At 42.9% G+C, this 14,032-nt stretch carries 7 protein-coding genes and 1 tRNA gene; 3 read left to right on the forward strand and 5 right to left on the reverse strand.

All coding sequences use genetic code 11. The features are described from left to right. Positions 1 to 123: 123 nt before the first annotated feature. Genes glgX through malQ form a run of 3 tightly spaced genes read right to left on the reverse strand, consistent with a single transcriptional unit; the run spans position 124 to position 6,745 of the window. Complete coding sequence (gene glgX / locus AAEY93_RS19725; RefSeq protein ID WP_233768510.1) at positions 124 to 2,223, reverse strand: glycogen debranching protein GlgX; 2,100 nt, start codon at positions 2,221 to 2,223, stop codon at positions 124 to 126. A 42-nt stretch (positions 2,224 to 2,265) separates the two neighbouring features. Next, a complete protein-coding gene (gene glgB, locus AAEY93_RS19730) occupies positions 2,266 to 4,500 on the reverse strand; it encodes a 1,4-alpha-glucan branching protein GlgB (RefSeq protein ID WP_124013066.1) in 2,235 nt (744 codons plus the stop codon). A gap of 13 nt (positions 4,501 to 4,513) precedes the next feature. After that, positions 4,514 to 6,745 carry a 4-alpha-glucanotransferase gene (malQ, locus tag AAEY93_RS19735; protein WP_124013065.1) on the reverse strand — a complete coding sequence of 744 codons (2,232 nt, stop codon included), beginning with the start codon at positions 6,743 to 6,745 and terminating at the stop codon, positions 4,514 to 4,516. Positions 6,746 to 7,338: 593 nt separating this feature from the next. Between malQ and AAEY93_RS19740 the strand changes: the two genes are divergently transcribed. Then, on the forward strand, positions 7,339 to 7,914 hold the full coding sequence (locus AAEY93_RS19740) for a CoA pyrophosphatase (protein WP_124013064.1): 576 nt from the start codon (positions 7,339 to 7,341) through the stop codon (positions 7,912 to 7,914). Between the two features lie 94 nt (positions 7,915 to 8,008). On the opposite strand, the gene AAEY93_RS19745 is transcribed toward AAEY93_RS19740, so the two are convergent. Next, positions 8,009 to 8,344, reverse strand: a complete 336-nt coding sequence (locus tag AAEY93_RS19745) for a hypothetical protein (protein WP_124013063.1) — start codon at positions 8,342 to 8,344, stop codon at positions 8,009 to 8,011. A gap of 181 nt (positions 8,345 to 8,525) precedes the next feature. Here AAEY93_RS19745 and asnS point away from each other — a divergent pair, with 181 nt between their 5' ends. Then, entirely contained in the window at positions 8,526 to 9,926 is a 1,401-nt protein-coding gene (gene asnS / locus AAEY93_RS19750) for an asparagine--tRNA ligase (RefSeq protein ID WP_101031133.1), read from the forward strand. A gap of 628 nt (positions 9,927 to 10,554) precedes the next feature. Here the strand turns inward: asnS and uvrB are convergent. After that, entirely contained in the window at positions 10,555 to 12,576 is a 2,022-nt protein-coding gene (gene uvrB / locus AAEY93_RS19755) for an excinuclease ABC subunit UvrB (RefSeq protein WP_124013062.1), read from the reverse strand. Between the two features lie 1,380 nt (positions 12,577 to 13,956). Here uvrB and AAEY93_RS19760 point away from each other — a divergent pair. Further along, positions 13,957 to 14,032 (forward strand) — tRNA-Asn (locus AAEY93_RS19760).

Here is a 14,032-nt window from a genome sequence, read left to right on the forward strand (position 1 = left end):
TCTTTCGCTGTAGTCATCAATTGCTCCTGGAAAATTCAGTATGAAATAACATTAAACTGCGACTCATTAAGCTAACGCGTTGACTGGCATCAACCACAGGCTCACTGTCTTTCGCTGTAGTCATCAATTGCTCCTGGAAAATTCAGTATGAAATAACATTAAACTGCGACTCATTAAGCTAACGTGTTGACTGGCATCAACAACAGGCTCACTGTCTTGGGTATGTAATAAACAATGCCAATATCGAAGATGGGGTAATTGCGGCAGGGCAAAGGTATGTGGCAACTCATCGGCATTAATCATCAGCAATAACGCCTCTGTACTCTCCGCAACAGCACCAACGTCTGCATCAGCTAAATTGCCGATTAAAATCACGCTTAAGGTGCGGGTATGATGTTCACACCAATATGATTTTGTCATTGCTTCACCTTGGCGGTTAAACCACGCTAAGCCGTTATCAAATAAGGCTTCCGGTTTATGAATAAACGCTTGATGACACAACATCGGGAAGCGTTTTCGCAAGCTAATCAACTGGGCGGTGAAATTAACTAACGACCAATCTATTTGTTGCCAGTCAAACCAGCCAATAGGATTATCTTGGCAATAGGCATTGTTATTGCCCTGCTGTGTTTGACTGGACTCATCACCTGCCAACAGCATAGGTACGCCCTGAGATAACAATAAACAGGTTAATAAGTTACGTTTTTGTCGGTCTCGAATGGCGTTAATAACCACATCGTCACATTCGCCTTCAATGCCATAATTACTGCTGCAGTTTTCTTGATGACCATCGCGGTTATCTTCACTATTTGCCAAATTGTGACGATCGCGGTAGCTGACCAAATCATGCAAACTAAAGCCATCGTGACTGGTGATAAAATTGATGCTGGCTGAGGGTCCACGACCATTATGTTCAAAAAAATCACTCGAGCCATGAAATCGCTTGGCAAACTCAGGTAATAAGCCACTGTCACCACGCCAGAAACGGCGCATAGCATCACGGTAACGATCATTCCATTCACTGAATGCCACCGGATAATTACCTAACTGATAACCCCCCGGGCCAATGTCCCATGGCTCAGCAATCAACTTCACCTTGCACAACACGGGATCTTGCGTAATAGCATCAAAAAAGCCGCTGCCTGGATCAAAGCCATAGGCCTCTCGGCCGAGACAACTGGCCAAATCAAATCGAAAGCCGTCTACCCCCATGACTTCAACCCAATATCGCAATGAGTCCATGACTAACATCAACACTTGGGGATGATTGAGGTTAAAGGTGTTACCACAGCCAGTATCATTAATGTTAAAGCGTTTTTCATTGGGCAATAACCGGTAGTAACTGGCATTGTCGATACCGCGAAAACTGTAAGTTGGCCCTAAATGGTTGCCTTCAGCGGTATGGTTAAACACCACATCGAGGATCACTTCAATCCCCGCAGAGTGAAGAGTGGAGACCATTTGCCTAAACTCGGCAATATCACCCTGTCCTGATAAATAAGCCGAATGTGGCGCCATAAACGCAATACTATTATAGCCCCAATAGTTATTGAGGCCTTTTTCAATCAAAAAAGGCTCATCAAAGAAACCATGCACCGGTAATAACTCAACGCAGGTGATGCCTAAATTTTGCAAATAATCAACTATCTGCGGGCTTGCTAACCCAGCAAAGGTGCCTTGTTGCTGTAAGCTGACATCAGGATGTTGTTGAGTAAATCCCTTAACGTGGGCCTCAAATATAATGCTCCGAGCCAGACTAATGTTAAGGGGTGTAATCGGAATGTCCTTAACAAATCCACAATCTATGACCTGTGCTTTGGGTAAATATGGCGCGCTATCTTGTGTATCAAACGACAAATCCTCCTTAGTAGCATCAATGTCATAGCCATAAAGCGCAGAGTGATATATCAGCGTACCCACCAACTTTTTCGCGTACGGGTCGAGGAGTAATTTATGATGATTAAAACGATGACCGAGTTCGGGCTGATACGGTCCAAAAACGCGGTAACCATACAGTAATCCCGCTTGAGCATCGGATAGATGGCAGTGCCAAATTTGCCGTGTTTGGTCGCGCATGATGTATTGCGCCACCTCAATTTGCCCCGTGGGGTCAAAGATACACAACACCACTTTGGTGGCGTGCGCTGAGAACAACGAGAAATTAACCCCGTCATCGTCAAGTGTCGCCCCGAGTGGATAAGGATAACCGCTGGTCATATCCATAACATACCCTTGTGAAGTAGAAACCATTATGTGAGCGCCAATTTATGCTGTTGGTTCATCCAGCTCATCTAGCGCAGGGGCCCAGAAACAGCACCCTAACGGTGGCACTGTTATCACGATACTTTGTGGCATGCCTTGCCACGGCGTAGCTTGTGTTTCACAAGCCTCATCATTAACCACATGACTGCCGCCATAATGACGATGGTCACTGTTGATGATCTCCACATAATCTCGATCGGTCGGAACTCCAATCCTGAAGTCGTGATAAACCTGTGGCGACATATTAACCACAATCACCACTGGCTGCTGTTTATTGATGCCAAAACGACAAAACACTAAAATGTTATTGTCAGCATTATTACCGTCGAGCCATTGGAAACCGTCACTATTGTGATCGCGTTGATATAACGCAGGGTATTGCTGATAACATTGATTGAGATCGCGCACCCAATCTTGCACACCTTGATGCGGTGCATAGGTTAATAAATGCCAGTCGAGGCTCTGGTCATGATTCCACTCGCTGCGTTGTGCAAACTCATTACCCATGAACAACAGTTTTTTGCCAGGATGCGACCACATAAAGCCGTAATAAGCGCGTAAGGTGGCAAATTTCTGCCAATCATCACCGGGGATTTTATGCAATAACGACCCCTTACCGTGTACCACTTCATCATGACTAAGGGACAAAATAAATTGCTCGGTAAAAGCGTACACTAAGCTAAATGTCAGTTCTCCATGGTGATAGCGTCGAAAAAGGGGATCGCTGCTGATGTAACGCAGCGTGTCGTTCATCCAGCCCATATTCCACTTAAAACCAAAACCTAAGCCGTTATTACTGGTCGCTTGAGTCACGCCTGGCCACGCCGTGGACTCCTCAGCAATCATATTAATCCCGGGAAAGGATTGGTACATGCGCGCATTTAACTCTTGTAAAAAACTGATGGCGTGCAGGTTTTCGCGGCCGCCAAATTCATTGGGGACCCATTGGTCGGCAGTGCGACTGTAATCGAGGTATAGCATTGATGACACGGCATCAAGGCGCAAACCATCAAAATGAAATTCGTCTAGCCAGTAATAGGCATTACTGTATAAAAAGCTGCGCACTTCCGCGCGGCCATAATTATAAATTAACGTGTCCCAGTCGGGATGCTCACCTTTGCGTGGATCTTCATGTTCATATAAGCAACTGCCGTCAAACCTAACAAGTCCATGAGGGTCGCGAGGAAAATGCGCTGGCACCCAATCCAGCAACACGGCAATACCTTGTTGATGGCACTCATCAATAAACGCTTTAAGACCATTCGCGTCACCAAAGCGGTATGTAGGGGCAAATAATCCCACTGGTTGATACCCCCAAGAACCGTCAAACGGATACTCACTGATGGGCATCAATTGTAAATGAGTAAAACCCATTTCTTTAACATACGGCACCAGCTCTGCAATTAACTGTGTATAGTCAGTATAATCTTGGCCGTCATCGCCCGTTCGCCGCCATGAAGCTAATTGCACTTCATAAATTGACATCGGTTGTGCATGAGACTGACTGCTTGCTCGGTCGGTTAACCAGTCACTATCTTGCCAGTCATAGTGTTCTGGTTTTGGAATTTTTGACGCATTATGTGGTGAGGGTTGCATCGCAACCGCATAAGGATCGGATTTAATGATCTCATTGCCGTGCATGTCGCAAATTGCGTATTTATAATGTTGTTCAGGTTCAACATCAGCAATAAAAATATCCCACAAGCCACTGCCTGGATGGTGGCGTAATACATGGCGTTTCTTGTCCCATAAATTAAAATCACCGATCAGCGCCACTTGCTTCGCATTAGGTGCCCAAACACAAAAATGGACACCCGTGACACCATGATGCTGGCGCCAATTAGCCCCTTGAAAGTGATAGGTTTGCAGCTGGCTTCCTTCACCAAAAAGGTACACATCATCTGGATCCAATACACTATCAAATTGATATGGGTCAATGATTAACTGCTCACACAATGGATATTTGACTCGCAATAAATACTGAAACGGCTTAACTCTACGAGCAATTTTACCGGCAAATAACCCTTGTTCATTGACATGCTCAAGGCTGGCCACTTTACGGTGGTCTTTAGCACTCAATACATCAACACTCAGCGCACCTGGCAGTAAGCAACGAACAACCAGTGCTTTACCGTCATTAATACTGTGCATTCCAAGCAATGAAAACACATCTGTGTATTCACCATTTAATAAGGCAATTTCGCTTCCTGAATGAAAATACGGGGTCGCTACAGTCATAGTCAATGATCCATTATTGGGCGTGTTTATCGGATGAAGAGGTGTCTGCAGCGCTATAGTTACTGCGAGTTTGCCGAGCAAACTTTATGGCATCGAGACGTTGCTGTACTTTAGGGCTTTGAGACATTTGCTTAATTGATAATGGTAATCGCCGTTGCCAATTAGGAAACTCTTTCCATGTCCCTGGAATATTCACCCCATGCTTATCGGCGACTAAGTCGCTCAACTGGACGCTGAATAATTGAGCATTGCCCTTCGCAGCCACATGGATCCAAGCCAACATAATGCTATCAAAGTCCAATTGATCCACTGACACTGTCAAAGTAGGTAACTCAAACGCCTGTTCGCGGATAAGTAAATCGACTAACTGCTGCTTCTCAAGCTGACGCTGGACAATTATTTGTTGTAACTTATCATCAGTTTCAATCAACTCTAGCTCACGCCGTAGCCGTAAATCGGCACCCGTCCACCACGCTGCAAGCGTCGGCACATCATGATTAGCCAGCATCATCAAGCTTTGATACTTGTGGTCTTTTGGCGCCTTAAAGCCATGATGATCTTTACAGAAATAGAATAATTCGTTAGATAAAATGCCCGCATCGTGTAAAAGTGACACAATTTCGGGTGGCACTATGCCTAAATCCTCACCAATGACGATGCAACGAGCACGTTGACTTTCCAGGCAAACAATCGCTAATAAGGTTTCAAGCGGGTAATAGACATAGCTCCCTTGACCTAGTTCTTCATCCAGCGGCCACCACCATAAACGCAGTAGCCCCATGACATGATCAATTCTCAATGCCCCGCAATTTTGCATATTGCTGCGAACCAATTGAATAAAATGACAAAAATTATCCTGCTTTAATTTTACCGGGTCGAATGGCGTTAAGCCCCAATTTTGACCTTGTTCGGCAAATGGATCTGGCGGCGCACCAATGCTGGCGTTATCACAAAATAAATCCACATTGGCGCTAACTTCTGCGCCCTGACTCACCGCACCTACGGCCAAATCACGGATCAATCCAATACTCATGCCACACTGTTTGGCATTTAACTGACAAGCTTGTAATTGCTCATTGGCGATAAACTGCAGATACAAATAAAAGCCTGCATCTTGTGTGAAATTTTTTGATGCTAACTTCATTTCTGTATCAACAAATTGCATCAACGCCACTCTATCCTGCGCCAAAAATGCCAGATAAGCTTTGAACCTAGGGGTTTCTAGCTTAACGTGTTGATAGTTAAATATTTGATACAACTTCTCAAAAGCAGCGTATTTAAGACTTTGAACCTCCTCATAATTAATGAGATGAGCGTGATTAAGTGCGCGCTTTTTTTGTTGCCATTTCTGTGATGATAACTCCCCATTCAACGCTTTATACTCATAAACGGCTTCAATTTGAATGTACAAGGGATTTAACCGACGGCGATCTGTTGGGCTGTATGGACTGGGGTTATTTGGCTGGCTGATGTCTAAAGCATGTAATGGATTAAGCAGAATAAAATCAGCACCGGCCTGAGCCGCGTAATCAATAAGTTCGGCTAAATTACCAAAATCGCCGATACCCCATTGAGCATCATTACGTAATGCATACAGTTGAGCGTTCAACCCCCAAGATTGTTTACTGCTTGTTGATTTCTGCGCTAAACGCCCTTGATAAGCCATTGCGGGCGCAACCATCAATTGTCCGTGTAAGGTTTCTGTACGGGCAGGATCATTTAAAAACGCTAAGCTAGCCTGGTAGTAGCCTAGATGCAGGTTTGATTTATCAAGCAATAATCGATATTGGCAATAGCGCTGGCCGTTAATATAATACTCGCCAGTGATAACACAATCACTCACGTCAGCGTTAACAATAATAGTGTCAACGTTTTCACCGCTGACGGTCACTGCAAAGGCAAATGAATAATGCTCTGGCAGATAGATATCAATATGAGGTTTATCGATAGCACACCATTGGAATTGATGCAGCGGCATCAACCAAGGTAGCACATCAAGTTGCTCGATTCTCGCGGCTATCGGTTGCGCTGATAATTGTTGTTGTGTAAAAGCCTTCATGTCAAATGGCTGCTGGCCAGAATCATTATCTCCGTGAAGATGATCGTGTTGATGAAGAGATGACGGCAACAACATTGTGGTTAAAATGCCCTGCCTGTCCTTAGTAGGTATATGAACAAGATTACCGAAAAAATCGATAAATTCTGCCCCAACACCTTGCAAATACAGCAACTTCTCCAGTCCCATATTTGTCTTCCTCGTGATAATTAACTGCATTTATTCCAGCAGTTACCATGCCAGTTAATTATAACAAATACAATACAGATTAATGACAATAAAATAATAGAGCTCTTTATTTTAAATCAATCGCTTATCCTAAACAGTCACTATTAAAACGTTTATTTAATACAGTTGTTTTAACATTATTTATTGAGCACTAATGGTGCAATATACACAAAATAGTGCAGTTAATTAATCTGTCTCATGGGTGATATGCCTCAAAATAGCGCAGCTAATCGAGTCATTATTTCGATACTGATGGCTATGATGCTGACATCGAAAAGTCACCATAACGTTGCCGTCTAATAACTCAAGCCATGCCAATATTATGTGCTTCAATAAGTCGACAATGGACTCAACAGGGTTAAATCATCTTATTAATGTCTGTTAGCTTGGCGTTGTCACTGCTAAGATTGATCATGGTTACTCTAATTGCTGAAACAATAGAGACTTACAATAGGCTTGTTTGAGGTCATATGCGGTGCGTTGTTGGTTATTGAGTGACGCGAATACCGAATGTCAGCTAACGTAGAGCCAACAATTGGAAATACCCAATATCAATGAACAAACACGAATTCACCCTGCGCTATAACTTGCATCGCCTGCGTTCTACCATTACTTCTGCGCCCCAATCGTATCTTGGCCGCCAAGCAGCGGTATTAATCCCTGTGATTGAAATAGAGCAACAACTGCATCTTATGTTAACCCGACGTCCGATGCATTTACGTCACCATCCTGGGCAAATTAGCTTCCCAGGCGGCAAAGTTGAACCTGGTGATATTAATATTATTCATACCGCACTGCGTGAAGCACACGAAGAAATTGGTTTATCCCCAGAAAATGTTGATATTTTAGGTCTGTTCCCTGCCCATAAAACCTTTACCGGTTTTGAGATCACCCCTGTCGTGGCCTTAGTCAAACAGCCCTTTGAACTGGTGATCGACCCTGGTGAAGTTGATGATTGTTTCTCAGTACCCTTGAGTTTTTTTATTGAGCAGAGTAACCGTCATAAAATGTTTCATTACCGCCATGGCGCATATTATCAAGTGCACTTTATGCCATTTGAAGACAAGTTTATTTGGGGTGTAACAGCAGCAATAATTGACTTATTGTGCCGTCATATAGAAGTAAATTAACAACAGTGCATGGACGGTTTGCACCAAAAACCGATTTATTTTCAAAATCAATTCAGCTTCGAGCTATTAATAAGCTCAGCATACATAAGTGGATTTACACTAAGTAACGAATATACAAACCCGCTGACAGTGATACCAACAACAACAAGGGTATATTGACCCAAAAACCAATCCGCGTCGTGGTTTTGGCATAAAAGTTAACCAGTAGATTGAGAAAACTGATCCCAGCACACCACCAAATAAGATATTCCAATTTTATGGTTAATTCGGGGTCCCAATGTAATCGCACCGATACCCCTTTACTCAAAAAGTACCCTACCGCGCGATCTGGTCTGGCTTCGCCAAAAATAATCAATGCATAAATGGCTAAACTCCAGCCTAATAACGAAAAGATGGTCAACACCACTTGTATAATACCTAAACGAGACATGCCCTATTCCTTGGTTGACGAGATAATAAAAGGCTAATTCGCCAAATATTTAACCGACTTAGTCAAAAGTATCACAATATTCACCATAGAATAGCGTTTTCAGCTTGAGAAAAGTCACCAGCAAGGTAAGATAAACGCCAAATTTATATTTATATTCGTTATGTTGGAGAATTAAGCAACAATGAGCATTGCATCTGTCGCTTCTGTATTTAAAGCTGAACACGCCATTGGTTCACAAGTCACTGTCCGTGGTTGGGTCAGAACTCGTCGTGATTCAAAAGCGGGGATCTCTTTCTTGGCCGTGTATGACGGTTCATGTTTCGACCCTATTCAAGGTGTCGTGCCAAATAGCCTAGCCAATTACAATGACGATGTATTGAAATTGACTGCTGGCTGCTCGGTTATCATGACCGGTGAAGTGGTTGCCTCTCCTGGTGCCGGTCAAGCATTTGAACTACAAGTATCTGAAATCGTGGTCACAGGTTTTGTTGACGATCCAGATACTTACCCAATGTCGGCTAAACGCCACTCTATTGAGCATTTACGTGAACTTGCCCATTTACGTCCTCGCACTAACATTATTGGTGCAGTTGCCCGTGTACGTAACTGTTTATCCCAAGCTATCCATCGTTTCTATCATCAAGAAGGCTTTATTTGGGTATCAACTCCTTTAATCACGGCTTCTGACTGTGAAGGTGCCGGTGAGATGTTCCGCGTGTCGACATTAGACATGGAAAACTTGCCGCGTACTGAAGCCGGTAAAGTTGATTACGACAAAGACTTCTTCGGTAAAGAAGCATTCTTAACCGTATCGGGCCAGTTGAACGCCGAAACGTATGCCTGTGCATTATCTAAAGTGTATACTTTTGGCCCAACGTTCCGTGCTGAAAACTCAAACACCACTCGCCACCTTGCAGAGTTTTGGATGGTCGAGCCAGAAGTGGCGTTTGCAACCTTAGACGATGCTGCTGAATTAGCAGAAAAAATGCTTAAGTTCGCTTTTAAAGCAGTACTTGAAGAACGCATGGATGATTTAACCTTCTTTAACGAGCGTGTCGATAAAACGGTTATTGATCGTTTGCAGGCATTCGTCAGCAGCGATTTCGCGCAAGTGGATTACACTGATGCGGTAGAGATTTTGAAAAACTGCGGTAAAAAGTTTGATTTCGCAGTCGAATGGGGCATCGATTTACAGTCTGAACACGAACGTTATTTAGCAGAAGAGCACTTTAAAGCACCGGTAGTCGTTAAAAACTACCCTAAAGACATTAAAGCTTTCTACATGCGCTTAAATGATGACGGTAAGACCGTTGCAGCGATGGACGTACTTGCTCCAGGTATCGGTGAAATCATCGGTGGCGCGCAACGTGAAGAGCGTTTAGATGTATTAGATGCACGTTTAGCTGAAATGGACTTAAGCCAAGAAGATTACTGGTGGTACCGTGACCTTCGCCGTTACGGCACCGTACCTCATTCAGGTTTTGGTTTAGGTTTTGAGCGTTTAGTCTCCTATGTGACTGGCGTTAATAACATTCGTGATGTTATCCCATTCCCACGCGCACCTCGATCAGCCAGTTTCTAATTATCTCGATAATATAAAACTGCATAAACGCGCCAATTGGCGCGTTTTTTATTGACTGTTTGACCTGTTATTTTGATATTTACCCTCTTGCTATCGCCTTTCTACTCACCACATTGACTATCCCTATCTTAATGCGGGCGTCACAAGGTGATGGCCATAAATGAACTTAACATAAATGAACTTAACATAAATGCCACGAGTAAAGCTTATACCCACAGCTGTTCTGATAAGGCTTTGTTGTTCATGCTATTTCATTAATAATAAAATCAATCTGGGCAGGTGTTCAGTGAGTAAATGAACCGTTAGATATGGCTCATAGATAGCGATCTAAATATTAACAATATGAATGCTCTCTGAATTATCCCGCGACTAACGCTTCGCTCAGATCTCGATTTTTTTCCGCCAAATGAGATAAATAAAACAAAAAAAGTCAGCAAATTGCTGACTTTTTGTACCCACTAAATGTTGGCTTTCAATAATAGTCACGGTATTACGTGCGCCACCACTAATGCAAACCGAAACGAAGTTAATCAATTAACTGAAGCATAATCTCATCTGGTTAACTCCCTCGGCCAGATTTAGACATCTTGACATTGATAATGTGGCCGTTTGGTTTCAGCTGAATGTATTAACTATTTACAATGATGAGATCGCGTAAATGTTTGACGTCATCACGCACGGCCGCAGCTTGCTCAAACTCTAAGTTCTTAGCATGTTCATGCATTTGTTTTTCCAGTTTATCAATTTGATGACTCAAATCGGCAATGCTGGTGTATTTCGCTCGCTCTTCTGCCACTTCGGCATATTTAGAGTGATTTTTACGGGTACCTTTGCTGAAGTTAGTACCACCCACATCCATCACATCTGTGATACTTTTCACTACCCCTCGCGGTACTATGCCATTGTCAATGTTGTGTTGGTGTTGTTTTTCACGGCGACGATCAGTTTCATCCATGGCTTTAGCCATGGAGTTGGTGATGCGATCCGCATATAAAATGACTTTACCGTTAACATTTCGGGCAGCGCGACCTATGGTCTGTATAAGTGAGCGTTCTGAACGTAAAAAGCCTTCTTTATCTGCATCTAAAATGCACACTAATGAGACTTCAGGCAGATCCAGACCTTCACGTAATAAGTTGATTCCGATCAGCACGTCAAAATGCCCTAGACGTAAATCACGAATAATCTCAACTCGCTCAACGGTATCAATATCAGAATGCAGATAACGCACCTTCACTCCATGTTCGTCAAGATATTCGCTGAGATCTTCTGACATCCGTTTGGTTAATGTGGTGACCAACACACGTTCATTGACCGCCACGCGTTTGTGGATCTCAGACAAGAGATCGTCAACTTGAATTCCCACAGGGCGAACTTCAAGCACAGGATCGAGCAATCCTGTTGGCCTTACAACCTGCTCAGCTATCTCGCCGGAACTTTTTTCAAGTTCATATAAGCTGGGTGTCGCCGAAACAAAAATGGTTTGCGGCATTAACCGCTCAAATTCTTCAAACATAAGCGGCCGATTATCTAATGCTGATGGTAATCGAAACCCATACTCCACTAAGTTCATTTTTCGGCTTCTATCGCCTTTATACATGGCCCCAATTTGCGGCACCGTCACATGTGACTCATCGATGATAAGTAAGCCGTCTGCCGGCAAATAGTCTAATAAGGTTGGCGGGCCCTCGCCAGTGGATCGGCCTGATAAATAACGCGAGTAGTTTTCAATCCCTGAGCAATAACCTAACTCGACCATCATTTCAATGTCGTATTGAACGCGCTCAGTGATCCGCTGAGCCTCAATCAGTTTATTGTTATCGAGTAAATATTGACGACGTTCCCGTAACTCTTGTTTAATTTCTTCAGTCGCCGCAATAATTTTTTCTCGCGGAGTCACGTAATGTGTTTTTGGATAAATTGTGGTGCGAACTATTCGCTTATTAATCTGTCCGGTCAAGGGATCAAATTCGCTTAAGCGTTCTATTTCGTCGTCAAATAATTCAATTCGAATCGCTTCTCGTTCAGATTCTGCTGGAAAAATGTCTATTACTTCACCGCGAACACGATATGTGCCGCGTTTTAATTCAATGTCATTGCGTTTGTATTGTAATTCACTGAGTCGGATGAGAATGTCACGTTGCCCGATAAAATCACCCTGGCGTAAATGCAATAGCATTTTCATGTAGGAGTCGGGATCACCCAAACCATAGATAGCGGACACAGAGGCAATAAGTACCACGTCTTTACGCTCTAATAACGCTTTAGTGGCCGATAAACGCATTTGCTCAATGTGAGCATTAACCGATGCATCTTTTTCAATAAAGGTATTAGAAGCGGGTACATAAGCTTCTGGTTGATAGTAATCGTAGTAAGACACAAAGTATTCAACGGCGTTATGTGGGAAAAACTCTTTCATTTCACCATAAAGTTGCGCCGCAAGGGTTTTGTTGGGCGCCATAATAATGGTGGGCCTGCCCATTTGCTTGATGACATTGGCTATGGTGTAAGTTTTGCCTGATCCTGTTACGCCTAATAACGTTTGACTCGCAACACCTGATGCTAGGCCATCCACTAATTTTTTTATCGCTGTAGGTTGATCGCCCGCGGGTTCGAACTTGGACTCTAGGGAAAATACTGACTCTGACACAACACGGTTTCCTATTCTATTGAACCGATGATCATATACCTAAACACGGGGAAATGGCGATACATAATCGTACGGTATTAGCGGTAACTTACATCGATAAGCATGGGCATTGATAAACCCTTGACTGAAAAACCTTGGCCTCGCAGCTAAAATATTGTGAGATGATCTTATTGCGATATAAGATCATTATCAGTCAGATACTCCCTCAATATGACAGAATAAACGTCATTTAATGAAAGTAATAAACAACATCATTAGATCAGGTAGAAAGGTCGCTAATACGCCGAAAAATCAGGCTAAAGCTCAATTTAATACACAATCTATATGACAAAGAGATTACAATTTTGCAACTGACAGAACAGTGAGCAAAAAAAGAAGTTGCTTTTTTTATGTCACTGATTAAAAACAACTTAAATTATCGCCAATTAATTGTACCAATTTAAGTCCGACTCAAGTACTACAAGGGATTGCCGCTCATTTACAGTAGAAGTCCACAAGTTTATCCACAGATTTAGTGGATAAGTCAAGAAAGCTCAATACTGCTGCGGGGTAGCGCCCAAATGAATTTCATCAGAGCGTAAGAAAGTTGTGATGAAATTTAATTACATTTGCACATTTATACGAAAGATAGCGACAATAGTTCAGCTGTTATTTTAAATCATTAGTTAACTGATAGCTTAACAATGCATTGAAGGTCGATCAACATTGCGATCATATCTCGCCAGCTCAAATATTCATTCAACAACTATCACCCGACCCATCTCGCTTGTCATCATTGGCAACGTCCATGCAATGGCTTTTGAGATAATACCAATACTCGAATAACCCCGCCTCACCTGGCAGTCACGTCCGACTCTCTCTTTCGCAATGACATCACAAAGGCCCTCATCAAGTCTGTCGACGATATATTTATAATATGACCTGTGGTATCAAACTCCTTGCAATAAGAAAGCATACGCCATGACAAGGCTCTATGGCTCTATTCATCCAAGGTCTTCGTCGACTCAATATGATTAACTGGCACTTTCCAAAAAAAGTGTCGAAAACGAAATCAGTTTATTAACGAAAACGGATATAAACACGTTCGTCTTGCAAAACATATCTGAAAAAGGTCAACGTAAACACCCAGTCATAGACACCAAATATAAGCGCCCCAGCAGAATATCGTCGTTATCACCTTAAGAATGAATTTTAAGAGTAAGTGATTAATTTTCTTTTCATTGTTCAAAAATCGACATAAATGCCCAAAAGTCGTTCACGATGTGTGTTTGGTAACCAATTAGGCACATAAATGCGTTTTTTTTTATAACTCGAGTTGACTCAGTTACCAGAGCGTTTTACTATGCGCTCCGTTCTCGGCAATACATTGCTAAAAACGCTTCCCCAGTAGTTCAGTTGGTAGAACGGCGGACTGTTAATCCGTATGTCACTGGTTCGAGTCCAGTCTGGGGAGCCA

Origin of the sequence: Shewanella sp. CAL98-MNA-CIBAN-0140 (assembly GCF_040309905.1) — a bacterium.
GTDB lineage: Bacteria > Pseudomonadota > Gammaproteobacteria > Enterobacterales > Shewanellaceae > Shewanella > Shewanella psychromarinicola.